Source organism: Streptomyces flavotricini (assembly GCF_020639365.1).
Lineage (GTDB): Bacteria > Actinomycetota > Actinomycetes > Streptomycetales > Streptomycetaceae > Streptomyces > Streptomyces flavotricini.
The window spans coordinates 5,404,675-5,427,991 of sequence record NZ_JAINUL010000001.1; the positions used below are offsets into that span (position 1 = coordinate 5,404,675).

The 23,317-nt window shown below is 70.4% G+C and carries 24 protein-coding genes and 1 pseudogene; 14 read left to right on the forward strand and 11 right to left on the reverse strand.

The window, feature by feature from the left end:
- Nucleotides 1–6 precede the first annotated feature (6 nt).
- The 3 genes from K7B10_RS24575 to K7B10_RS24585 are packed head-to-tail and all read left to right on the forward strand — an operon-like array spanning nt 7 to nt 3,475.
- Entirely contained in the window at nt 7–1,041 is a 1,035-nt protein-coding gene (locus K7B10_RS24575; protein WP_229339148.1) for a COG1470 family protein, read from the forward strand.
- Nucleotides 1,038–2,117, forward strand: a complete 1,080-nt coding sequence (locus tag K7B10_RS24580; RefSeq protein ID WP_229339150.1) for a neocarzinostatin apoprotein domain-containing protein — start codon at nt 1,038–1,040, stop codon at nt 2,115–2,117. The genes K7B10_RS24575 and K7B10_RS24580 overlap by 4 nt, the downstream gene beginning before the upstream one ends.
- Before the next feature lie 14 nt (nt 2,118–2,131).
- Nucleotides 2,132–3,475 (forward strand): hypothetical protein, encoded by a 1,344-nt coding sequence (locus tag K7B10_RS24585; RefSeq protein ID WP_229339152.1) that lies wholly within the window; start codon nt 2,132–2,134, stop codon nt 3,473–3,475.
- A gap of 77 nt (nt 3,476–3,552) precedes the next feature.
- Here the strand turns inward: K7B10_RS24585 and K7B10_RS24590 are convergent, their stop codons facing one another.
- Complete coding sequence (locus K7B10_RS24590) at nt 3,553–5,070, reverse strand: peptide MFS transporter (RefSeq protein ID WP_229339155.1); 1,518 nt, start codon at nt 5,068–5,070, stop codon at nt 3,553–3,555.
- Nucleotides 5,071–5,545: 475 nt separating this feature from the next.
- On the opposite strand from K7B10_RS24590, the gene K7B10_RS24595 reads away from it, so the two are divergent.
- A complete protein-coding gene (locus K7B10_RS24595) occupies nt 5,546–6,223 on the forward strand; it encodes a response regulator transcription factor (protein ID WP_048479095.1) in 678 nt (225 codons plus the stop codon).
- 15 nt (nt 6,224–6,238) lie between these two features.
- Nucleotides 6,239–7,504, forward strand: a complete 1,266-nt coding sequence (locus K7B10_RS24600; RefSeq protein ID WP_229339157.1) for a sensor histidine kinase — start codon at nt 6,239–6,241, stop codon at nt 7,502–7,504.
- A gap of 12 nt (nt 7,505–7,516) precedes the next feature.
- On the opposite strand, the gene K7B10_RS24605 is transcribed toward K7B10_RS24600, so the two are convergent.
- Nucleotides 7,517–8,053 (reverse strand): GtrA family protein, encoded by a 537-nt coding sequence (locus K7B10_RS24605; protein ID WP_229339159.1) that lies wholly within the window; start codon nt 8,051–8,053, stop codon nt 7,517–7,519.
- Between the two features lie 224 nt (nt 8,054–8,277).
- On the opposite strand from K7B10_RS24605, the gene K7B10_RS24610 reads away from it, so the two are divergent.
- The 4 genes from K7B10_RS24610 (at nt 8,278) to K7B10_RS24625 (ending at nt 12,389) form a co-directional block, all read left to right on the forward strand.
- Nucleotides 8,278–9,417: a 5-(carboxyamino)imidazole ribonucleotide synthase gene (locus K7B10_RS24610; protein ID WP_229339161.1), complete on the forward strand. Its 1,140-nt coding sequence runs from the start codon at nt 8,278–8,280 to the stop codon at nt 9,415–9,417.
- Nucleotides 9,414–9,950, forward strand: coding sequence for a 5-(carboxyamino)imidazole ribonucleotide mutase (gene purE, locus K7B10_RS24615; RefSeq protein WP_030865969.1), 537 nt, complete (start codon nt 9,414–9,416; stop codon nt 9,948–9,950). Before K7B10_RS24610 ends, purE begins: the two co-directional genes overlap by 4 nt.
- A complete protein-coding gene (locus K7B10_RS24620; RefSeq protein WP_229339162.1) occupies nt 9,947–11,125 on the forward strand; it encodes a dipeptidase in 1,179 nt (392 codons plus the stop codon). Before purE ends, K7B10_RS24620 begins: the two co-directional genes overlap by 4 nt.
- A gap of 112 nt (nt 11,126–11,237) precedes the next feature.
- Nucleotides 11,238–12,389 (forward strand): membrane dipeptidase, encoded by a 1,152-nt coding sequence (locus K7B10_RS24625; RefSeq protein ID WP_229339164.1) that lies wholly within the window; start codon nt 11,238–11,240, stop codon nt 12,387–12,389.
- A 54-nt stretch (nt 12,390–12,443) separates the two neighbouring features.
- Here K7B10_RS24625 and K7B10_RS24630 read toward each other — a convergent pair whose 3' ends face one another.
- Nucleotides 12,444–13,787, reverse strand: coding sequence for a UDP-glucose dehydrogenase family protein (locus K7B10_RS24630; protein WP_229339166.1), 1,344 nt, complete (start codon nt 13,785–13,787; stop codon nt 12,444–12,446).
- Between the two features lie 194 nt (nt 13,788–13,981).
- Here K7B10_RS24630 and K7B10_RS24635 point away from each other — a divergent pair, with 194 nt between their 5' ends.
- The gene (locus tag K7B10_RS24635; RefSeq protein ID WP_229339168.1) at nt 13,982–15,139 is read left to right on the forward strand and encodes an acyl-CoA dehydrogenase family protein; all 1,158 of its coding nucleotides are present in this window, start codon (nt 13,982–13,984) and stop codon (nt 15,137–15,139) included.
- Nucleotides 15,140–15,338: 199 nt separating this feature from the next.
- On the opposite strand, the gene K7B10_RS24640 is transcribed toward K7B10_RS24635, so the two are convergent.
- Complete coding sequence (locus tag K7B10_RS24640; RefSeq protein WP_308284634.1) at nt 15,339–16,514, reverse strand: tyrosine-type recombinase/integrase; 1,176 nt, start codon at nt 16,512–16,514, stop codon at nt 15,339–15,341.
- 138 nt (nt 16,515–16,652) lie between these two features.
- Between K7B10_RS24640 and K7B10_RS24645 the strand changes: the two genes are divergently transcribed.
- Together K7B10_RS24645 and K7B10_RS24650 are read left to right on the forward strand one after the other, a co-directional pair.
- Nucleotides 16,653–17,186 (forward strand): hypothetical protein, encoded by a 534-nt coding sequence (locus K7B10_RS24645; RefSeq protein WP_229339172.1) that lies wholly within the window; start codon nt 16,653–16,655, stop codon nt 17,184–17,186.
- A gap of 91 nt (nt 17,187–17,277) precedes the next feature.
- Nucleotides 17,278–18,063 carry a YfjI family protein gene (locus K7B10_RS24650; protein WP_229339174.1) on the forward strand — a complete coding sequence of 262 codons (786 nt, stop codon included), beginning with the start codon at nt 17,278–17,280 and terminating at the stop codon, nt 18,061–18,063.
- Nucleotides 18,064–18,123: 60 nt separating this feature from the next.
- On the opposite strand, the gene K7B10_RS24655 is transcribed toward K7B10_RS24650, so the two are convergent.
- From K7B10_RS24655 to K7B10_RS24685, 7 genes are all read right to left on the reverse strand, one after another.
- Nucleotides 18,124–18,588 carry a hypothetical protein gene (locus tag K7B10_RS24655; protein WP_229339176.1) on the reverse strand — a complete coding sequence of 155 codons (465 nt, stop codon included), beginning with the start codon at nt 18,586–18,588 and terminating at the stop codon, nt 18,124–18,126.
- An 82-nt stretch (nt 18,589–18,670) separates the two neighbouring features.
- Nucleotides 18,671–18,895 (reverse strand): DUF397 domain-containing protein, encoded by a 225-nt coding sequence (locus K7B10_RS24660; RefSeq protein ID WP_229339178.1) that lies wholly within the window; start codon nt 18,893–18,895, stop codon nt 18,671–18,673.
- Between the two features lie 50 nt (nt 18,896–18,945).
- Nucleotides 18,946–19,101: a hypothetical protein gene (locus tag K7B10_RS24665; protein ID WP_229339180.1), complete on the reverse strand. Its 156-nt coding sequence runs from the start codon at nt 19,099–19,101 to the stop codon at nt 18,946–18,948.
- Nucleotides 19,102–19,169: 68 nt separating this feature from the next.
- A complete protein-coding gene (locus tag K7B10_RS24670; RefSeq protein WP_229339181.1) occupies nt 19,170–19,379 on the reverse strand; it encodes a hypothetical protein in 210 nt (69 codons plus the stop codon).
- A 117-nt stretch (nt 19,380–19,496) separates the two neighbouring features.
- The gene (locus K7B10_RS24675) at nt 19,497–20,345 is read right to left on the reverse strand and encodes a helix-turn-helix domain-containing protein (protein ID WP_229339183.1); all 849 of its coding nucleotides are present in this window, start codon (nt 20,343–20,345) and stop codon (nt 19,497–19,499) included.
- A gap of 26 nt (nt 20,346–20,371) precedes the next feature.
- Complete coding sequence (locus K7B10_RS24680) at nt 20,372–20,902, reverse strand: DUF6879 family protein (RefSeq protein ID WP_229339185.1); 531 nt, start codon at nt 20,900–20,902, stop codon at nt 20,372–20,374.
- Nucleotides 20,877–21,134, reverse strand: coding sequence for a hypothetical protein (locus K7B10_RS24685; RefSeq protein WP_229339187.1), 258 nt, complete (start codon nt 21,132–21,134; stop codon nt 20,877–20,879). Before K7B10_RS24685 ends, K7B10_RS24680 begins: the two co-directional genes overlap by 26 nt.
- A gap of 501 nt (nt 21,135–21,635) precedes the next feature.
- Between K7B10_RS24685 and K7B10_RS24690 the strand changes: the two genes are divergently transcribed.
- Both K7B10_RS24690 and K7B10_RS24695 read left to right on the forward strand, forming a co-directional pair.
- Nucleotides 21,636–22,853 carry an LCP family protein gene (locus K7B10_RS24690; RefSeq protein ID WP_229339189.1) on the forward strand — a complete coding sequence of 406 codons (1,218 nt, stop codon included), beginning with the start codon at nt 21,636–21,638 and terminating at the stop codon, nt 22,851–22,853.
- A 225-nt stretch (nt 22,854–23,078) separates the two neighbouring features.
- Nucleotides 23,079–23,317: pseudogene (locus tag K7B10_RS24695) on the forward strand (LCP family protein); the annotation flags it as partial.

The window sequence follows — 23,317 nt, forward strand, 5'->3', positions numbered from 1 at the left end:
CCGGCCATGCCCGTGCCCCCCACCCCCACCACCGGCCGGCGCCTGTGCACCGCGTTGCTCGCCGCGACCCTGCTGCTCGGGGCCGCGGGCGGCGCCACCGCCGCCACCGCTGCCGCCACCGCCGACGAGGCCGGCTGGACCGCCGAGCCCGCGGCGGCGGGCGCCGCGCCGGCGCGCCCGTACTTCTACCTCGCGGGCCCCGCCGGAACCGTCCTGGAGGACCGGCTGGCCCTGACCAACACCTCCGACCGGGAGCGCACCGTCACCCTGCGCGGAGCCGACGCCTACAACACGGCCGCCGGCGCCCTCGCCGTACGCCCGGCCGACCTCGCGGCCGGGGGCCGCCGGGACGGCGGGGTCCCGGGCGCCGGCTCCTGGTTCAGCTTCGGGGCCGCCACCACCGTGAAGGTCCCGCCCCGCACCCGCGCGGTGGTCCCCTTCACCGTCACCCTGCCGCCCGCCTCCCTCCCCGGCGACCACCCGGCCGCCGTGATCGCCGCCGCGGACGGCCGGGAGGTGGGCGTACGGGTCCACCTGCGCGTCGGCGGCCCGACGCTGGCCGCCCTCACGGTCGAGGACGTCTCCGTACGCGGCCGGGGCGCCCGCGCGGTCGTCGCGTACACCCTGGTCAACCGGGGCAACGTGGCCCTCGCCCCCGAACTGGCCCTGCGCGCCGAGGGGCTCTTCGGCGAGGTCCCGGGCCGCACCGCCCGCGCCCTGCCCGTGGAACTGCTCCCCGGCCAGCGGGTGTCGCTGACCGAGCCCTGGCCCGGAGCCCCGGTCCTCGACGACGTCGACCTCACCCTCACGGTCACCGCCCCCGGCGCGGCCCCGGCCACCGCCACCGCCTCCGCGCGGTTCGTGCCCTGGGGTGTCGCGGCCCGGCTCGGCGCCGGGCTGTGCGGGCTCGGCGGGGTCGTCCTGGCCGCGCTGCTCCTCGTACGCGGCAGGCGGGCCCGCGGCGCGGCGACGGCGGACGGGGAGCCCGTACCCGGGGAGAACCGGGCACCGGAACACGAGCTGACGGGAGCATCCAGGTGAGCGCGACGGTCGGCGGCAAGGCCATGGCCCTCATCGCGGCGGGGCTGGCGCTGTGCGCCCTGGTCCTGTTCCCGGCCCCGGCGGCCGTCGCCGCCGAGGGCGAGCCCGCCGTGGCGCTCTCGCTCCAGGAGGCCGCGAAGGGCACCGAGATCACCGTCACCGGCACCGGCTGGCGCGCCAAGACCCTGGTGATGCTGCTGGTCTGCGGGCAGAACATGATCGGCGGCACCAACAGCTGCGCCAACGCCGAGGGCGCCGCGGTCCCGGTCGGCGACGACGGGCGCTTCGCCGCCCGGCTGGCCGTGGCCGCACCGCCCAAGCCCTGCCCCTGCGTGGTCAACGTGACCTCCGTCAACGGGGACCAGTCCACCGTCGCCGCCCCGCTGAAGATCACGGACCATCCGGTGGCCGAGCTGCCCGCCGAGTCCGGCACGGCGCGCCTGGCGATGCTCACCGGGGTCCGGCTGGAGGGCGGGGACGGGGTGCTGACCTGGTTCGGCGCCCCGCCCAGCCGGACGTTCACGGTCACCGTCGGAAACCTGGGCTCGGCGCCCGTCAAGGATCCGGTCTTCCGGCTCGGGACCGCCCACGGGGTGTTCGCGCCGCTGTGGGACGAGGTCCGCTGGAAGGGCACGATCCCGCCGGGCGGCAAGGCGGAGGTCCGGCTGGGCGTCAGCCTCGCGGCGGGGGCGTACGGGGACTACACCGTCTCCCTCAAGTACGGGGACACGGTCGTGGCGACCCAGCCCTGGGGCGTGGACCGCCCGTACGGGGTGCTGCTGTTCTGGGGCCTGCTCCTGCTGGTGGTCCCGGCCGCGGTCTTCCGCGTCGGCATGGCCGTCGTGGACAGGGTCCGGCCGCCGGCGGCCGCTCCGGGCGGCGGCCGCCACCGGGGCGCGAAGGCGCCGGTGGCGGAACAGGAGTCCGCTCCGGCGGCCGCGCCGTCCTCCCCCCGAGCCACCACGGCGGTCCTGCCGTGGTTCACCCCGGACAGCGCGCCGGGGCCGAGATCACCACACGTACCACAGGCGTCCGCACCGTCTGAGAACAGTCCGACGACGAAGGGACCTTTGTGAAGACCCAACGGAGGGTGAGCGCGGCCGTGATCGCGCTGCTGCTCGGCGGCGCCGGCATCGCCATCGGGGCCACTCCCGCCCAGGCGGCCGAGACCAAGTTCAACGTCAAGTGCGTACCGCCGGCGGGCGGCGGCGACCCGGTCCAGGGAGAGACCACCGCCAAGATCAGCGCCCCGGCTTCGGCGAAGGTCGGTGACGAGGTCGACGTGTCCTGGGAGACGGTGAAGCCGGCCTCGAACAACACGGACCTGATGGACATCCCGCAGGACTCGGTCCAGCCCACCGGCTGGATCACGGTCGGCGGCGGGGGCGGCGAGCTGAAGGTCGTCGGGGAGAAGAAGAACCCGCCGATCCCCAAGAAGGCCCCCATGCAGATGTCCACGATGAAGGGGAAGCTGAAGCTCACCAAGGCGGGCAAGATCACGCTGACCCCCGGGAAGTACGACGTCGCGGTCACCTTCTCCTTCGGCACCTTCGTGACCAAGTGCGCGCCCACCGGTGACGTGGGCGTCGGGGCCACCATCGACGTGGCGGCCGGCACGAGCGGCGGCACGACGAACGGCGGCGCCACGAACGGCGGAGCGACCGACGGCGGTGCCACGAACGGGGGTGCCACCAACGGCGGCGCGGCGAACGGCGGTGCCACCAACGGCGGCGCGGCGAACGGCGGTGCCACCAGCGGCGGCGCGGCGAACGGCGGTGCCACCAGCGGCGGCAGCGGGGGCCAGACCGACTTCCCCGGCAAGCCCGTGGAGGTCGCCTTCGACTGCGGGCCGGTCGTCCCCGGCGGCATCAAGACGCCCGTCACGATCAACGCCAAGAAGAACGGCGGCAGCTACGGCCTGACCGTCAAGACCGCCAAGGGCGCGATGGCCAGCCCCATGGCCCTGCCGGCCGGCGCCCTCAAGCCCTCGATGAACATCAAGCTCGGCGGCGCCGACAGCGGCACGGTCAAGGTCTCCGGCCCCGCCAACGCCGAGCCGATCCCGGACAAGGCCCCGGTCAGCCTCAGCGACATGACCGGCACCTACAAGCCCGGCAAGACCGGCAAGGTCACGCTGAGCCCGGACCAGCTGACGATCGACGTCACGATGGCCCCGGGGGCCACCCCGATCAACGTGCCCTGCAAGGCGGCCAGCAGCGGCGTCTCGCTGGAGCTCGACACCACCGCCCAGTCGGGCGGCTCCGGCTCGCCGTCCACCACCGGCTCCACCTCCGCCTCGGGCGGCCTCGCCGAGACGGGCGCCGAGGACGAGGGCGGCATCAAGGCCCTGGCCCTGGTCGCCGGCACGGTGATCCTGCTCGGCGGCGCGGTCTTCACCTTCACCCCGTGGCGCCGCCTGCGCGGTACGCGGTAATCCGTACGGGCGAACGACACGGCGGCCCGGCACACCTCATGGTGTGCCGGGCCGCCGCGTGCGTCAGAGGGGGTGCGTCAGTGCACGTCGCCCATGAGCGCCTGGACCTTCTTGCGGTACGCGTAGACCGCGAAGCCGGCCACGACGGCGGCTGCCGCCTGCAGGGCGATCACGCCGAGACCGTTCAGGTCCACACCGCCGATGGAGAGGAGGCTGGTGATGCAGTCACCGGCGGTGACCGCGAGGAACCAGACACCCATCATCTGGGAGGCGTACTTCTGCGGAGCCATCTTCGTGGTGACCGAGAGGCCGACCGGGGAGACGCAGAGCTCGCCGATGGTCTGGATCATGTAGATCGAGACCAGCCACATCGGGGAGACCTTGACGTCGCCGCCCGCCATGTTCATCGGGATGATGAAGACGAAGAACGAGGCACCGATCAGGACCAGGCCCATCGCGAACTTCACGATGGTGTTCGGCTCCTGGTTCTTGCGCGCCAGCCACACCCACAGCCAGGCGAAGACCGGGGCCAGCGCCATCACGAACAGCGGGTTCAGCGACTGGTACCAGGTGGCCGAGAAGCCGAGGCCGAAGACGGTGTCGGCGGTCTTGTCGTCCGCGAACAGGGACAGCGTGGAGCCACCCTGGTCGTAGATCATCCAGAAGACGGCCGCGGCGATGAAGAACCAGATGTACGCGGTCATCTTCGACTGCTCGGCGCCCGAGAGGTCCTTGTCGCGCTTGATGCGGGTCAGGACGGCGATCGGGATGAACAGACCGGCGAGGGTCAGCGGGACCAGAGCCCAGTTCAGCGTGTACGCGCCGAGGGCGACGACCGCGCCGTAGAAGACGGCGATGCCCACGACCGCGAGGACGACCTTGGTCAGGACGGCCTTGCGCTCCTCCGCCGACAGCGGGTTCGGAACGATGCTGCTCTTCGGGCTCAGGTGCTTGGTGCCGAGCAGGAACTGGGTCAGACCCAGGCCCATGCCGGCGGCGGCGAGGGCGAAGCCCAGGTGCCAGTTGTGCTCCTTGCCGACCGTGCCGACGACGAGCGGGGCGACGAAGGCGCCGAGGTTGATGCCGATGTAGAAGAGCGTGAAGCCACCGTCACGGCGCGGGTCCTCCGGGCCGTTGTACAGGTGACCGACCATCGTGGAGATGTTGGCCTTCAGCAGACCGGAGCCCGCCGCGACGAGGATCAGACCGACGAAGAACATCGCCTGGCCGGGGACGGCCAGGGAGAGGTGACCGGCCATGATCACGAAGCCGGCGATGGCGACCGTCTTGCGGGCGCCCCAGACACGGTCACCGAACCAGCCGCCCGGCATGGCCATCAGGTAGACCATGGAGACGTACACGGAGTAGATGGCCGTGGTGGTGGCCGCGGTCATGGCCAGACCGCCACCCTGGCTGCCCGTGGCGGCGTCGGCGCCGCCCGAGACCAGGTAGTACACCAGGAGTGCACGCATGCCGTAGTAGGAGAAACGCTCCCACATCTCGGTCATGAACAGAGTGGCCAGGCCACGGGGGTGGCCGAAGAAGGTCTTCTCGGTGGACGGGTCCGCCGAGTCCCTCGTCAGGCTGGAAGCCATGGTCGATCCTTGCTTGCTCGGGACGCTTCGCTTCGTGAGCGGAACAGCGCCCGGTGGGGGGTGGCCGGCACCGGCGACGAACGTCCCACCCCACGCCCAGGGGTCTGCCCCCGTCCTCGAAGGAGGGGGGCAGGGGATGTCCGTAACCGGGATCCACGCCCCGGCGCGAACGGTCGCACGCGGGGCCCGGCCCACAGGTCATTCACTGTCATCTGGGCCGGATGAAACCGACCAGAGCAGAATTTGAGGTCTTTGGCTCGCTTTTCGGCACAAAGGTCCCCTGGGTAGTGCATCAGGCGTCTCGCCACCATACGACAGGACACTGCGGCATATGGAAGGACTTGAGATATGGATCACAGGATTCCGGGGAACCGTTTGATCGTATTCGAAGGCCGTTAGTAGTTCATAAGCCCAGATCGAAAGGGGTCTTGAGGCACGCCCCTGCGCGCACCTGCCGCGGACTACCATCACCCACATGACGCGTGTACTGCTCGCCGAGGACGACGCATCCATCTCGGAACCCCTGGCCCGCGCCCTGCGCCGGGAGGGGTACGAGGTCGAGGTCCGGGAGGACGGCCCCACCGCCCTGGACGCGGGACTTCAGGGCGGCGTCGATCTCGTCGTCCTGGATCTGGGCCTGCCGGGCATGGACGGCCTCGAGGTCGCCCGCCGGCTGCGCGCCGAGGGCCACGGCTTCCCCATCCTCGTACTCACCGCCCGGGCGGACGAGGTCGACACGGTCGTCGGCCTGGACGCCGGCGCCGACGACTACGTGACCAAGCCGTTCCGACTCGCCGAACTGCTGGCCCGGGTCCGGGCCCTGCTGCGGCGCGGCGCGGGCGACGCCACCCAGGCCCCCGCCACCCACGGCGTGCGGATCGACGTCGAATCGCACCGCGCGTGGATGGGCGAGGAGGAGCTCCAGCTCACGGCCAAGGAGTTCGACCTGCTCCGGGTCCTGGTCCGCGACGCCGGCCGGGTCGTCACCCGCGACCAGCTGATGCGCGAGGTCTGGGACACCACCTGGTGGTCCTCCACGAAGACCCTCGACATGCACATCTCCTGGCTGCGCAAGAAGCTCGGCGACGACGCCGCGAACCCGCGCTACATCGCCACCGTCCGCGGGGTCGGCTTCCGCTTCGAGAAGAGCTGAGCGGCCCCCGGAACCATGCGCCGCCGCCTGATCAACTCCACGCTCGCCGTGGTGCTCGTCGTGATCGCCGTCTTCGGGGTCTCCCTCGTGATCGTGGAGACCCGGACGATCACCAGCAGCGCCCAGGACCGCATCGAGTCCGAGGCGCTGCGCCTGGTCGGCATGGTCGAGTCGAGCGTCCTGGAGCGCAAGCCCATCGACGCCCGGGCCCTCGCCGAGCAGCTGGACATGGGCGGGTACGCCCGGATCACCGTCCCCGGGCAGCCGCCCGTGGAGGTCGGCGACCGGATCCCCGACAGCGTCATCCGCGGCACCGCCAAGGGGGAACAGGGCGAGACCGTCGTCGTCGAGGAGTCCCGCTCCACGGTGACCCGGGAGGTCGGCCGGACCCTCGCCGTGGTCGGAGCGGTGGCTCTGCTCGCCGTCGTGGCGGCCGTACTGCTCGCCGTACGGCAGGCCAACCGGCTGACCTCGCCGCTCACCGACCTGGCCGAGACCGCCGAGCGGCTCGGATCCGGCGACCCGCGGCCCCGGCACAAGCGGTACGGGGTCCCCGAGCTGGACCGGGTCGCCGACGTACTGGACTCCAGCGCGGAGCGGATCGGGCGGATGCTGACCGCCGAGCGGCGCCTCGCCGCGGACGCCTCGCACCAGCTGCGCACCCCGCTCACGGCGCTGTCGATGCGGCTGGAGGAGATCACGGTCACCGACGACCTGGAGACCGTGAGGGAAGAGGCGACGATCGCCCTGACCCAGGTGGAGCGGCTCACGGACGTGGTCGAGCGGCTGCTGACGAACTCGCGGGACCCCCGGACGGGCTCGGCGGTCCCCTTCGACCTGGACGAGGTCGTCAAGCAGCAGGTGGAGGAGTGGCGGCCGGCCTACCGCAGCGCGGGGCGGGCCATCGTGCGCTCCGGCAAGACGGGCATGCGGGCCGTCGGCACCCCGGGCGCGGTCTCGCAGGTGCTGGCGACCCTCGTGGAGAACGCGCTGATGCACGGTGGCGGCACCGTCGCGCTGCGTACCCGCGTGATCGGGAACCAGGCGGTCCTGGAGGTCACGGACGAGGGGCCCGGGGTTCCGCCGGACCTCGGCAACCGGATCTTCGAGCGGGCGATCAGCGGGCGCAACTCCACCGGGATCGGGCTGGCGGTCGCCCGGGACCTCGCGGAGGCCGACGGGGGGCGCCTGGAGCTGCTGCAGACGCAGCCGCCGGTGTTCGCGCTGTTCCTCAGCCGGACGGCGCCGGAGCGCCCCGAGCCGGAGCAGACGGTGCGCTGAGCGGGCGGGCCGCTACTTGCGGGCGGGCTCGGGGGCCCGGCTCCCGGCGGCCCGGCCGCGCGGCGAGGAGACCACGGAGGCGGGGACCGGGGCCCCCGCGGACGCCGGTTCCGGCAGGGCCTTGAAGACCCACGTCCGGTACGACCAGAAGCGGAACACGGTGGCCGTGCCGATGCCGATGAACTTGAACACGTTCGTGGCGAGCGGGCCGTCCCAGCCGAACCCGTAGGTGGCGGTGTACAGCACGCCGTTCTCGATCACCAGGCCGATCACGCTGAAGGCCACGAACAGCGGCAGCTCGCGGGAGCCGCCGGTGCGGGCGCGGTCGCGGTAGGTGAAGTACCGGAAGCCCAGGTAGTTGGTGACGATGGCCACGACGGTGGCTATGACGCTCGCCCGGACGACCTGGAGGTCGGTCGTGTGGCGGATCAGGTTGAAGACGCCCAGGTTGACGAGTACGCCGATGCCGCCGACGGCCCCGAACTTCGCGACCTCGCGGGCGAGGCCCCTTACGCGTTCGAGCGCAGAACCCTGCTGCGGCCTACTCATGTGATGGATCAGTCCTGTCGTCCTCGCCCCGCTCGGGGGGCGTCCGTGGAGGCGTCTGCCACCTCCGGTCAACCCGGCCATGCTAAGTGTCGCCCCACGGGCCCGTCTGTGCCTTCGCACACCGTGCGACGCACGGCACACGGAGCACGAAACGCTACGCGCGTCGACCAGAACGGGCCAGGGGCACGTCCGGATGGCGGAATACCGGCGGATACCCTGGAGAGGTGACGTTCCCGGTAGTCGGCATGGTCGGCGGCGGTCAGCTCGCCCGCATGACCCACGAGGCGGGTATCCCCCTCGGCATCAGATTCAAGCTCCTCAGTGACACCCCACAGGACTCGGCGGCCCAGGTCGTGAGCGACGTCGTCATCGGCGACTATCGCGATCTGGAGACGTTGCGCGCCTTCGCGCGCGGCTGCGATGTGATCACTTTCGACCACGAGCACGTGCCCATCGAGCACCTCCGGGCCCTGGAAGCGGACGGCATCCCCGTCCGCCCGGGGCCCGACGCGTTGATGCACGCCGCCGACAAGGGGGTGATGCGTGCGAAGCTCGACGAGATCGGCGCCCCGAGCCCCCGCCACAGGATCGTGAGCGACCCGGCGGACGCGGCGGCCTTCGCGGCCGAGGCGGGCGGCTTCCCGATCATCCTCAAGACCGTGCGGGGCGGCTACGACGGCAAGGGCGTGTGGTTCGTCCGCACCCCCGAGGACGCCGAAGCGCCCTTCAAGGCGGGCGTGCCCGTCCTGGCGGAGGAGAAGGTCGACTTCGTCCGCGAGCTCGCGGCCAACATCGTCCGCTCCCCGCACGGCCAGGCCGTGGCCTACCCGGTGGTCGAGTCCGTCCAGGTCGACGGCGTGTGCGACACGGTGATCGCCCCCGCCCCGAACCTCTCCGAGGCCCTCGCGGGCGAGGCCCAGGCCCTCGCCCTGCGCATCGCCAAGGAACTCGGCGTGACCGGTCACCTGGCCGTGGAGCTGTTCGAGACCGTTGACGGCCGGATCCTCGTCAACGAACTGGCGATGCGCCCGCACAACAGCGGCCACTGGACCCAGGACGGCGCGATCACCTCCCAGTTCGCCAACCACGTACGCGCGGTCCTGGACCTCCCCCTGGGCGACCCGCGCCCCCGGGCCCGCTGGACGGTCATGGCGAACGTGCTCGGCGGTGACTACCCCGACATGTACGCGGCGTACCTGCACTGCATGGCCCACGACCCGCAGCTCAAGATCCACATGTACGGCAAGGACGTGAAACACGGCCGCAAGGTCGGCCACGTCAACACCTACGGCGACGACCTGGACGATGTGCTGGAACGCGCACGCCACGCAGCCGGCTACCTCAGGGGAACCATCACCACATGAGCAACTCCACCGCAGGTCCCGTCATCGGCATCGTCATGGGCTCGGACTCCGACTGGCCCGTCATGGAGGCCGCCGCCCAGGCCCTCGACGAGTTCGAGATCCCGTACGAGGTCGACGTGGTCTCGGCGCACCGCATGCCGCGCGAGATGGTCGCTTACGGGGAGCAGGCCGCCGGCCGCGGCCTCAAGGCGATCATCGCCGGGGCCGGCGGCGCCGCCCACCTGCCCGGCATGCTCGCCTCCGTCACCCCGCTGCCGGTCATCGGCGTCCCGGTGCCGCTGAAGTACCTCGACGGCATGGACTCCCTGTTGTCGATCGTCCAGATGCCCGCCGGGGTTCCCGTCGCCACCGTCTCCGTCGCCGGGGCGCGCAACGCCGGGCTGCTGGCCGTACGGATGCTGGCCGCCCACGACCCTGAGCTGCTCGGCCGGATGAAGGACTTCCAGCAGGAGCTGAACGACCAGGCCACCGAGAAGGGCAAGCGGCTGCGGACGAAGGTCGCGGGCGCCGACTCCTTCGGATTCGGCAAGTGAGCGCCGCGCAGCGCCTGAGCGAGGCGCGGGAGCTGCTCGCCGAGCACCCGGTCGTCGACGGGCACAACGACCTGCCGTGGGCGCTGCGCGAGCAGGTGCGCTACGACCTGGCCCGGCGCGACATCGCCGACGACCAGAGCGGCCGGCTGCACACCGACATCCCCCGGCTGCGCGCCGGCGGCGTCGGCGCGCAGTTCTGGTCGGTGTACGTGCGCTCCGACTACGCGGGCGACACGGCGGTCAGCGCCACCTTGGAACAGATCGACGCCGTCGCCCAGCTGATCGACCGTTACCCGGCGGACCTCGTACGGGCCCTGACGGCCGACGACATGGAGGCGGCCCGCGCCGACGGCCGGATCGCCTCGCTGATGGGTGCCGAGGGCGGCCACTCCATCAACAACTCGCTCGCCACGCTGCGCGCCCTGCACCAGCTGGGCGTGCGGTACATGACGCTCACGCACAACGACACGATCGACTGGGCGGACTCGGCGACCGACGAGCCGCGCCACGGCGGTCTGAGCGACTTCGGCCGCGAGGTCGTCCGCGAGATGAACCGCATCGGCATGCTCGTCGACCTCTCGCACGTCGCCGCGACGACGATGCGCGACGCGCTCGCCGTCTCGGCCGCGCCGGTGATCTTCTCGCACTCGTCCTCGCTGGCGGTGTGCGAGCACCCGCGCAACATCCCGGACGACGTGCTGGAGCAGCTGCCGGCCAACGGCGGCGTCGCGATGGCCACGTTCGTACCGAAGTTCATCCTCCCGGCAGCCGTCGAGTGGACCCTGGCGGCGGACGAGAACCTGCGCGCGCACGGCTTCCACCACCTCGACACCACGCCCGAGGCGATGGCCCTGCACCGGGCCTTCGAGGCCGGGCGTCCCCGCCCGGTGGCCACGGCCGCCACGGTCGCCGACCACCTGGACCACATGCGCGAGGTGGCCGGCGTCGACCACATCGGCATCGGCGGGGACTACGACGGCACGGCCTTCACCCCGGCCGGGCTGGACGACGTGGCGGGCTACCCGAACCTGATCGCGGAGCTCCTCGCGCGCGGCTGGTCGCGGGCCGACCTGGCCAAGCTGACCTGGTCCAACGCCGTACGGGCGCTGCGCGACGCGGAGGCGGTGGCGCGCGAGCTCTCGGCGTCCCGCGGCCCCTCGAACGCGGTGCTGTAGCCGCCGGCGGACTCGGAGCCGGCTCTCCCGGCGGCTGTGGCGAGGGGTGTGACTTGCGGGTTACACCCGAACGCCACGTCCGCCGGGCGACCCGGCCGCCCCGCGTGTCACCGTGGCAGCATCTCTCTCCCTGCTGCCGCCGAGACCGGAGCCGAACGCCATGGCCGACCTGCAGGATGAACCGCACAGCGCCTATGCGGCGCACACCGCGTACACCGCCGACACGGTCCCTACGGGCCCGGGCGCCGCGGGAGCCGAGGACGCGCCCGCCCCGGTGACGGGCAGTGCGCTGGACCGGGCCGTCGCGCTGCTGTCCGTGCATCCCGTCGCCGACGGGCACAACACCCTCGTCTGGACCCTGCGCCAGAGCCCGTACCACGACATCGACACCCCCGACAGCGGTGTCGACACCGACATCCCGCGGCTGCGCGCCGGCGGGGTGGGTGCCCAGTTCTGGTCGCTGATGCTGCCGCGCGAGGCGGAGGCCGCCGACCAGGTGCTGTCCGACACCCTCGACCAGATCGACGTGGCGCTCGCCCTGATGCGCCGGTACCCGGACGGCCTGTGCCTCGCGCTGACCGCGGACGACATGGCCGATGCCCGCAACCGGGGCCGGATCGCCTCGTTCCTGGGCCCCGTGCCCGGCCGTACGCTGACCGACTCGCTGGGCGCGCTGCGCGCCTTCCACGCGCTGGGCGTGCGGATCCTCGCGCCGGCGGGAGCGCCCTGGGCCGGGGAGGAGCTGACGCCCTTCGGCCACGAGGTGGTCAAGGAGATGAACCGGCTGGCGATGCTCGTGGACCTGACCGGCTGCACGCCGGAGGTGGCCTGCCAGCTGGCAGGCGCCTCCAAGGCGCCGGTGATCGTCTCGCACACCGCGGCCGCGGCGCTGAACCCGCATCCGGGGAACGTCACCGACGAGGTGCTGCTGGCCCTGCGGGCCGCGCAGGGCCTGGCGATGGTCACCTTCGACACCGCGCAGACCGGGGACTCCCTGCACGCGGTGGCCGACCACGTGGAACACGTACGGGCGGTGGCCGGCCCGCACGGCGTCGGCCTCGGCGCCACCTTCGGCACCGAGCCGGGCGTCCCCCGTCCGACGGGCCTGACCGACCCCTCGGGCTATCCGCGGCTGATCGCGGAACTGCTGGACCGGGGCTGGTCGGAGACCGACCTGGCCCTGCTGACCTGGGGCAACGCCCAGCGGGTGCTGCGCGACGCGGAGTTCACGGCGCGTGCCGCCCAGCACCGCAGACCGGCGTGAGCGGTGTGACCGGCGTGCCCGGTCCCGGGCTCACCCGTGCGGGCGGCCCGGGCCTTACGCGCGCGGGCGGCCCATCGCGCGGTAGGTCCAGCCGGCCGCGCGCCAGCGGTCGGTGTCCAGGGCGTTGCGGCCGTCGAGGATCAGGCGGTCGGTGACGACCGCGCCCAGCTCCACCGGGTCGAGGTCGCGGAACTCGCGCCACTCCGTGAGGTGCAGGACGACCTCCGCGCCGCGGGCCGCCTCCAGCGCCGAGTCCGCGTACCCGAGCGTCGGGAAGACCCGGCGGGCATTGTCCATGCCCTTCGGGTCGTAGACGGTGACCTGGCCGCCCTGGAGGTGGATCTGCCCGGCCACGTTCAGCGCGGGGGAGTCGCGGACGTCGTCGGAGTCCGGCTTGAAGGTGGCGCCGAGCACGGCGACCCGCTTGCCGAGGAAGGACCCGCCCACGGCCTCGCGGGCCAGCTCGACCATGTGGCCGCGGCGGCGCATGTTGATGGAGTCGACCTCGCGCAGGAAGGTCAGCGCCTGGTCGGCGCCGAGCTCGCCGGCGCGCGCCATGAAGGCGCGGATGTCCTTGGGCAGGCAGCCGCCGCCGAAGCCGATGCCGGCGCGCAGGAACTTCTTGCCGATGCGGTCGTCGTGGCCGATGGCCTCGGCGAGCTTGACCACGTCGCCGCCGGCCGCCTCGCAGACCTCCGCCATCGCGTTGATGAAGGAGATCTTGGTGGCGAGGAAGGAATTGGCGGCGGTCTTGACGAGCTCGGCCGTCGGGAAGTCGGTCACCACCAGCGGGCTGCCCTCGGCCATCGGGGTCCCGTACACCTCGCGCAGCACCTTCTCGCCGCGCTCGCCGTGGACGCCGATCACGATCCGGTCGGGGTGCAGGGTGTCCTGCACGGCGAAGCCCTCGCGCAGGAACTCCGGGTTCCACGCCAGCTCGACCTCGTCGCCCGCGGGGGCCAGCCCGGCCAGCTTCGCGGCGAGCCGCTCCGCCGAGCCCACGGGCACGGTGGACTTGCCGACGACCAGGACCGGGCGGGTCAGGTGCGGGGCGAGGGACTCGATCGCGGAGTCGACGTAACTCATGTCGCAGGCGTACTCGCCGTGCTTCTGCGGGGTGTTCACGCAGACGAAGTGGACGTCGCCGAAGGCGCCGACCTCCTCCCAGGACTGCGTGAAGCGCAGCCGCCCGGTGGAGCCCGGCAGGCCCTCGACGTGCGCGGCGAGGAGTTCCTCCAGTCCGGGCTCGTACATCGGCACCCGGCCCGCGGACAGCATCTCGATCTTCTCCGGCACCACGTCCAGCCCGAGCACCTCGAAGCCCAGCTCCGCCATCGCCGCGGCGTGGGTCGCGCCGAGGTAGCCGGTGCCGATCACAGTGATCCTGAGGGGGGCCATGGATGCTCCAGAGGTGCGGGGCCGTTTGCGGCCACTGAGCATAGTCGGGCCGGTCACGGGGGACGTTCCCCAGGAGACCCGGCTGTCACGCAGCTCACGTACGCCGTACATATCGCTGCCGGGACGCCGGACACTAAGATTTGGGTTACTTAACGGTAGTTAGCATCACGCATCACACTTGGGGAGTGAGAGTCTTGGCGGGTTCTGCCGACTTCGACCTGTACCGCCCGGCCGAGGAGCACGACATGCTCCGCGAGTCCGTCCGCTCGCTCGCCGAGGCGAAGATCCTGCCGTTCGCCGCGGCGGTCGACGAGGAGGCCCGCTTCCCGCAGGAGGCCCACGACGCGCTCGTCGCCAACGACCTGCACGCCGTCCACGTCCCCGAGGTCTACGGCGGCGCCGGCGCGGACGCGCTGGCCACCGTGATCGTGATCGAGGAGGTGGCCCGCGTCTGCGCGTCCTCCTCGCTGATCCCGGCCGTGAACAAGCTCGGTTCGCTCCCGGTGATCCTCTCCGGCTCCGAGGACCTGAAGAAGAAGTACCTCGGCCCGCTGGCCAAGGGCGACGGCATGTTCTCGTACTGCCTCTCCGAGCCCGACGCGGGCTCGGACGCGGCGGGCATGAAGACCCGCGCCGTGCGCGACGGGGACTTCTGGGTCCTCAACGGCGTCAAGCGCTGGATCACCAACGCGGGCGTCTCCGAGTACTACACGGTCATGGCCGTCACCGACCCGGAGAAGCGCTCCAAGGGCATCAGCGCCTTCGTCGTCGAGAAGGGCGACGAGGGCGTCTCCTTCGGCGCCCCGGAGAAGAAGCTCGGCATCAAGGGCTCCCCGACCCGCGAGGTCTACCTCGACAACGTGCGGATCCCGGCCGACCGCATGATCGGCGCCGAGGGCACCGGCTTCGCCACGGCGATGAAGACCCTCGACCACACCCGCATCACCATCGCGGCCCAGGCGCTCGGCATCGCCCAGGGCGCCCTGGACTACGCCAAGGGGTACGTCCAGGAGCGCAAGCAGTTCGGCAAGCCGATCGGCGACTTCCAGGGCGTGCAGTTCATGCTCGCCGACATGGCCATGAAGGTCTCGGCCGCCCGCGCCCTGACCTACCAGGCCGCCGCCGCCTCCGAGCGCGGGGACGCCGACCTGACGTACCTGGGCGCGGCGGCCAAGTGCTTCGCCTCCGACATCGCCATGGAGGTCACCACGGACGCCGTCCAGCTCCTCGGCGGCTACGGCTACACCCGCGACTACCCGGTCGAGCGCATGATGCGCGACGCGAAGATCACCCAGATTTATGAAGGCACGAACCAGGTCCAGCGCATCGTCATGGCAAGGAACCTGCCGTAGCAGTGTTTTCGCAGGTCAGCATCCTTCTCCGATGAACCGGGAGCAGTGATCGGCTTCCGGTCCGGTCGGGCCCGTTCCAGGCTGTTCCTGGGCGTCATGCTGGGGAAATCCTGGGCTGACACTGGGCTGGAAATGTGTGCTGACCTGCACAAACGACAAGGCCCCCGGCGCGATGCCGGGGGCCTTTCGTGTGGTCGGATCAGGCGACCTCATCCCGCTCGGTGGGGTCGTCCGCACCGGGGGTCAGCATGGTCGCGATGGCTGCACGTCCGCGCTGCCCGGCCCCTTCGAAGAGGTAGTGGTAGTGCTCGCGGAGCACATCCGTACTGCTGTGCCCCATCCAGTCGGCCACGTCGTTCTCAGGGACGCCCGCGTAGAGCAATCGGGACCCGTAGTAGTGCCGCATGGAGTGCGGTTTGCAGTAGGACACCTCGCCCTTCGTCAGGGCCACCAACCAGATCTGCCGGTAGAAGTACGAGGCGTACACGTACCCGGTCCGGGTGATGTTCGGGAACAGCAGACGCTCTGGTCCCCATGTGCCGTGGTTCTTGATGTGCCTGCGCAGCTCGAAGGCCACGTTCGGCGGAAGGGGCACGACGCGCCCCGGCTCCTCCTCGTCACGGGCCTTGATGTGCCGCCGCTGTAGCGCACTGTTCTTCCCCGACTTGGATTCGCCGTCCTCCGCAATCTGGAAATCGACGCGCAGGACCTCGGCCTGGAAGTCGATCTGGTCGCGCGAGACCGCCATGGCCTCACCGATGCGGAGCCCGCATCCCGCCATCAGCCAGAGCATCGCTCTGTACCGGGGTGGGGCCCCGTTCAGCATGGCCAGGACTTCCCGAGTCGTCAGCCGCCGGGCGTTGTTCTTGTGCTCGCGGATCTCCTTGGCGCGGCTGCCAGCGTGCCTGACCTTCTTGCACGGGTTGCGCCCGATGATCTCGTTGACCACGGCCCAATCCATCATCCCGGAGAAGAACGAGAACCGTTGGCGTCGGGTCCGGGCTGCCAGCTTCCGGTCCTGCTCCATCCACAACAGCCACTGCTCGATGTCCGCGACCTTCAAGGACACGATGGAGCGAGCCTTGAAGAACGGTTCAAGGGTCGTGTTCTGGATCGAGCGGTACTGCTTCTTGGTGCTGTTCTCCAGCTTCCTTTGATTGGTCCACTGCTCCCAGACCGCCGTCACGGGCTGCTTCCCCAGCTTGTCGTCCAGGTAGGTCCCGGCGTCTAGCTCCTGCTCCTTCCGCTTCCGGTGGTCGTCGGCGCGCTTCTTGGTCTCGAACGACTTCTGACGCTGCTTGCCATCCGGGTCGTACCAGAACGTCGTCCACTTCTTCACGTCGTCCTTCGAGCCCGCTACCCATGCCCTTGCCACAGCAGTGCCGGCCTTTCAGTCGATGAATGGGCCGCCCCCCCGGTGTCGTGCATGGCCGCCCCGGCCTCAGTCTGCACACTGACCACCCTGGGTTGTCAACACAGGGTGGGTCACCCCGGGTGGTGTACGGTGGGGGGCATGAAGGTAGACGAGAGCGGATTCGAGATCACCCAGCAGCAGGGCAGTTGGGTGATCCGGATGTGGTGGCCGACTGGGTCGATCACGGGAGGCCCGCAGCGCATGACCTTGGAGCCGGTCGACGGTGCCGAGCCACGTGACGTTGCGCGCGGGATCTCTACGACTGTTCTCAGGAGGCTGGACATTGCCGCAGCGTTGAACCTGGCCAAGAAGGCGCCAGAGGCCCAGCGAACGCTTGAGGACCTCTCGCGGCAGGTGGAAGCTACGGGCGAGGCTGCCGGGCGCCTCCTGGCGGCCGAGGGAGTCTCAGAGCGCTATCTGGCGACGCTCACGCTGGCGTACTCCGCCATGGCGGAAAGCGGTGCCCCAGCGCCGATTCCTTGGCTTGCCCGCTTGATCGAACGTCGGCCCGAGACGGTCAAGGATCACCTGAAGAAGGCGCGGCGGGACGGTTACTTGGGCACCCTCGCAGGCAAGGCCGGCGGAGAGGTGACCGACAAGGCCAAGGCGGTACTGGGACTCGATGGTGAGTAGTGACGGTTGGTTGGACCCGTAGTTCCCGAACTTCATATTTTCTATGGCCCCCGAGGCGACTCGGGGGCTTTTTTGTTCCCGAGGAGATCACGTGAACAACCGCATCCTGCCCTTCCTGCTCGGTGCGGTCCCGATGCTGGACGACGACCGCGTGAGCCTGCCCAAGGTGGACGGCTCCGAGCTGTCAGACGCTTACGGAGGGGCCACCGCACGGCCCCGTGTGATCACGCTCTCCGAGGACGCCCGTCCGTTGTGGCGGATCGTTCGCCGGTACGCGCGCATCTTGGGCGAGACCTTGCCCGAAGGGCAGGCGGTCTTCATCGAGCGGACTGCGGAACAGACCCTTCGGGTGGCCGCCTGCCTTGCCGCTTCCGAGTGCTCCGAGACCGTCACGGACGAGATCCTGTCCGCAGCCTTCACGCTCGTGCGCCGTTCCGTCCAGGACGCGGTACGGATCACCAAAGGGGCCGACGCCCCGAGAGCCAAGCGGCAGCCCCTCGGTCTTGCGGGCAAGGTCCGTGCCCGGATCGAACTGAACGGTGGACGGGCCACTTCCTCTCAGGTCCTCCCGTACGTGGGGGCGACCGCTGAAGAGGTCAAGGCACTGCCCGGAATAGTGGCCACCGTGGAACGGCCGGGAAAGACCGGTCGACCGGCCACCGTTTTCACGCTCCGCGGTGACACTCCCGTTCACGCAGAGCAGCCGGACCCTTCTCCCACCCCTCAGCCGGCCAGCGCGGACCGTGACGTGAAGCGCGCCACGGTCGTCCAGATGGACGCCTACCGTCCCACCCCGAAGAAAGCCCCCGTGGATGTGCCAGTGCAGCGGCAGGCAGCCCCGGTTAACGATGCCAACCCGTTCCGCGCACTGCTCTGAACGGTCCACCAAACGAATCAAGCCCCGGCCAATCGGCCGGGGCTTGATTCGTTGCATCGACTACTTCAGAGGACAGGGCAGATGGCGTTCAGCGCGGTTCGGTGAGCAGGTCACTACGGCCACGGAGTGGAAGACCTTGCCGCTGAGATAGTGGCCCAGGGACACATCCCCGCCCCACGTCAGCCGCTCGACAGCGGACTTCACCAGGAGCACGAGACGCGTCGCCTCAGCGTCTTGGATGGAGCCAAACCGGGGCGCGAACTCAGCGAGTTGAAGCCCCACCCATTCCCCGGCCTCCTTGGGCTCCTCCCACGTGCCGCGTACCAAGGAGGCGGGCTTCATAAGCCAGTGCGCTGTCTGGATAGGCGGGAGGTCGGAGTACGGGAACTCCGCCGCCGCCTGACGGTGGCGCTGTCTCACATCTTCCGGACTGGTAGCGGTTGGCTGCTCCCCGGGCGGCCGACGAAGCCCCTCCTTGTCGAACGCTGCCTTCTCCCCAACCCATGCGTAGCCGTGGTGATGCACTGCTCTGCTCCGATCCTGGGAATGGCGACGGCCCCGCCCGTCGGCGTGTGGGCGGGGCCGTCAGTCAGGTGGTGCTTAGGGATCAGGCGGAGAGGTCGAACCGCCTGGGGTCGATACCCGCCGCGTCCAGCTCCGCCGTGGTGAAGCGCAGCGGCTCCGCGTCCGGCCGCTTGCTGTCACCCATGGCCCACGCGTTCGGGCCGATCTTGGCGAGGGTCACGCACGCCTCGCCGTCCGGGTGGGTGTTGCCTCCGCATGCCTTCGAGAAGGCGGCGGTGTCGATGTTGAGCGCGTACAGGTCGGTCATCGTTGCCCTTCCTGATCATCTGACGGCCCGCTGAGGGCCGTCTCCCGCCCTCAGTGGGCGGAAGCTCTGGTGGCCCTCATGGCCTCGGCTATCTGCTCCACCACGTCCGCCGGGAGCATCCCCAGGTGCACGTACGCGAGGCCGTTGTAGGTGACCGTGGGGCGCACACCGCTCCAGGCGCTCTCGGGGACGCCGAGAGCGGCCAAGGCTGCGCGTAGGGATTCGACAGCGTCCGTGGCCCGTGTGTGGCCGTCTCGCCAGGTCTGCATGTCCATCACGCGGCCACCGCACGGGCGGGGCACTTGTCGTGCCGATAGACGGGGGCGGGCGCGCCCGAGGTACGGTCAATGGCCCCTCGGAGGGCCGGCTCCAGGTCCCCGATGGGCCGGTGACAGGCGGAGCACTCGTGTCCGGGCGCGTAGGTCAGGTACTCCCACGCGTCCCGGTCGAACTCCGGGGCCTTCGTCTTCTTCGTCCTCGCCATGTCGCGCCCCTAACCGCACACGCACACTGTGCGGTGCTCGCCGTTACTCGGCGTGAAGACGACGTTAGAGAGGGCACCAGTGGGGCATCCAGGGTCTTGCGCGAGCTTGCACGCGAACTACCCGAGTGAGGTAATCGCGTCCGAGATCAGAGCCCGGGCGGGGGCGCCGTAGACAGCGAGCTTGGACAGCTCTGAGAACGCCTTGGCGTACGTGGCAACCTCGCTGGGCGCCGTGACGTTCACTGCGGCCGTCAGCAGTTCCACGCTCGCTTGACGGCCGTCGAACAGATAGAAGGCTTCCAGGGGCCAGACAAACCGCTGGGCCGTGAAGGGGATGACCCCAAGGCTTACGTTCGGCAGCGCCATGACAGCCAGCAGATAGCCAAGCTGTCCGGCCATGGCGGAGGCGTCGCCAATTCGGTAGCGGAGCACCGTTTCTTCCAGCAGCAGCGCGAAGCGGTGGCTACCTTCGTGGAGAACGCGCGAGCGTTCGATTCGGGATTCCGCTGCTGTCTGCGAGTCGTCAGGGGTGCCCTGAAAGGCGGCGATGGTCGATAGCAGGGCTGCCGCGTACGCCTCGGTCTGGAGCATGCCCGGCACCACGTTCGAGCAGTACACGCGGAAGTGGCGGGTCTGCTCGTACAGGGGGACAACTTCCTCCTGCGCCCGGCGCATGCCGTGGCGGTGCAGCTTTTGCCAGTGGACGTACATCTGGTCGGCTTGGCGGTTGGCCGCGATCAGGTCGTCTGTCTGGTCTTCTGCTCCGCACGCTTTGCACCAGGCGCGGATGTCGGCCGCCGATGCAGGGGTCTTGGCGCGCTCGATGCGTGACGACTTCGCGGGACTCCAGCCGCATCGAAGAGCCAACTCATGCCCGGTCAGCTCCGCGTCTTTGCGTAGGCCCCCGAGACGGGCGGCGATGGCTTCGCGGGCGGCTTGGGCGCTGGACGAGGGGGACGCAGACATGAGTGGGCTCTTCGTATTCCGTCAGGTCAGACCGTGAACTTCTCGTGCGGGATGCCGCGCTCCCAGACTGCCTCGAACGCAGCCGAGGCCAGCCGCGCAACAGCGGGCTCGGAACGAACCTCCCAGCCAGGCTCAGACCAGTTCCCATCCCCGGAGAAGTGGTTGAAGAGCACGATCTCTCCGTCGAAGACCCAGCAGTCGTTTCCGGGGAGCGCGATGTCCGAAGCCTGCCGCCGGGGCAGCCAGCGGACTTGCTCCCCGGCGTGAAGGTTGACCACGGTGCCGGCGTGCTCGTACCGGATGTAATCCGTAACCGGTTCCGATACGACGCGGGCGCGGCGGACGGCCACGCCTCGGGCCACGGTGCTGCGAATCAAATCAACCCACGGCGTCCAGTAGGCGGACGCCGGGTCGATGTCGCGCTGGCCCGTACGCGTCCAGGTCTCGAAGTCCTCGGCCTCATCCCCGACGCCGTACGAGTCGCGCAGCTCCAGGTGCACAGCCGAGTGCTTGGCTGCGGCCAGCAGCTCGTTAAAGCCCGGCTCGTTCTGCGACATCGCACGCCTTCCTGAGCATCGGCACCATACGGGCCGGAATCCGAATCACGGCTTCGTGCGGAGGGATGCCCGGAGCGTGCCCGGGAACCTCGAACGCCGCGCACTCCGCCTCTAGCTTCTCGTCTGGCTTCCAGCCCTGGAGCACCAGCTCCGCCTTCTCCTCGTCCACCCATACGGTGGGGGAGCCCTGCTGCCCGGTGTCTGGATCAATCCCGATGAACCGTAGTGCCATGGCTGCCTCCGGTGTCGAGTGGCTTACGCCAACTTGCACGAGCTTCGTCGTGGCGGCGCGCGAGCGTCAAGGGGGCGGGAACAGCCCTTGAGCCGGGATGGAACGGCGCGCCTTGCTCTGACCAGGGACGACGCGCTAGCGATCATGGGGGAATCCTGGGGTGACCCCCTATGTAAAGGGTGTCGATGCTGGTCAGAGCTACATGTGCCGTAAAGCCCCCAGATCTACGAGGGCACGAACCAGGTCCAGCGGATCGTGATGGCCCGCAACCTCCCGTAACCCGGCCTGCCCCGCAGACCCGAGAACGGCCCCCGGCACCCGCCGGGGGCCGTTTCGCGTTCGAGGCCGGCACGCACGGGGGGCAAACGGCGATTTGTCACCCGGACGGGCCTAGACAAGGGGGTGCCCCCGGGCCGGGGGCGTGAGGTGGGGGCACGATCGGCTGGGGTCGTGGTTTAGCCGTACGGCCCGCACGTGCGTGGTGAGGGGACGGAAACGCCAGTGACCGACAGCGCAGGCATACCGGGCGGCACCGAAGCGGCCGGAGGCTCCTCGAAGCCCCCGCGCCGCCGCCGGCGCCGTCTCCTGCGCTGGATCGCGCTCGGTCTGGCCCTGCTGGTCCTGTGCGGGGGCGCGGTCGGCTGGTGGCTCTACCGCAAGCTCGACGGGAACATCACCGAGGACACCTCCGCGGCGGCGGAGCTGGAGCGCTACGAGCGCGAGCGCCCCACGCACGCCGTGGGCGGCTCGCAGAACATCCTGCTCATCGGCTCGGACTCGCGCTCCGGCAAGGAGAACGCCCGCTACGGCCGGGACCGCGGCACCGAGCGCTCGGACACCGCGATCCTGCTGCACCTGCCCGCGGACCGCAGGAGCGCGACCGCGGTGTCGATACCGCGGGACCTGATGACGCAGATCCCCGCCTGCCTGACGGCGGACGGGAGCCGCACCGCCGAGCGCCTCGCGCAGTTCAACTGGGCGTACGAGTGGGGCGGGGCCGCCTGCACGATCCGTACGGTGGAGAAGCTCACCGGAATCCGGATCGACCACCACATGGTGGTCGATTTCACCGGGTTCAAGAAGATGGTCGACGCGGTCGGCGGGGTGGAGGTCTGCCTCAAGCAGCCGATGAACGACTCGGAGGCGAAGCTGAAGCTCCGGGCCGGCCGGCAGACCCTGCACGGCGAGCAGGCCCTCGGCTTCGTCCGCGCCCGCTACAGCCTGGGCAACGGCAGCGACACCGAACGGATGGAGCGCCAGCAGCAGTTCCTCGGCTCGCTGGTCAAGAAGGTGCAGAGCACCGGGGTGCTGCTGAACCCGGGCCGGCTGTACCCGCTGCTGGACGCCGCGACCTCCTCGGTGACCACGGACCCGGGGCTGGCCTCGCTGCGGGGTCTGTACGAACTGGTGCGGAGCATCCGGGACATACCGGCCGAGCAGGTCAAGTTCCTGACGGTGCCCCGCCGCCCGTACGTCGCCGACCCCAACCGGGACGAGCTGGTGCAGCCGGAGGCGGCCCGACTGTTCGAGCAGCTGCGGACGGACAAGCCGCTCACGGTGACCCCGCCGAGCCCGGCGGCGGCCGAAACCGAACAGGCCCCGGAGGGCGCCCGCGCCGCCGAAGACGAGGCCCCGCAGCCCTCGGAGGGAACCGGATCCACCCCCGCGCCCGTCCCCACCTTCACGGGAACCACGGCGGGCACGGCCGATTGCCGGTAAAGCAATCCCCAAAGGCGGTACCCGAACCGAAGGCCTTGGGGGGTTTGGCCCGTTATAAGGGGAGTGGAATTTGTCACCACCATGGTTTGCGGTCAACTGGGGCGGATAAGGTGAGCGATCCGGTGCCCCGGCCAGACCATGAGGCCGTGCACCAGCAGCCGGATCGTTGACCGAGCGTCTTGGGGGAGGCGCGTCGCGAGGCACCGACGGAGGATTCGAGCAACCGTGGATGCGCAAAGCCGTGGGCGGGCGGAAGAAATCGACCCCGCAGACCAGTGGGTGCTCAACCCCCGCACTGGCAACTACGAACTGCGACTGGACCGTTCCGCTGCGCAGCAGCCCTCCGTCGCCACTCCCCGCAGACCGTCCTCGGGACGCGCCGGTGCGCCGGGCGCGCCGGCGGCCCCGAAGGCCCCGTCCCCGGCGGTGCCCGGGCCGCGGCGCGGCGACGGTCCGCCCGGACG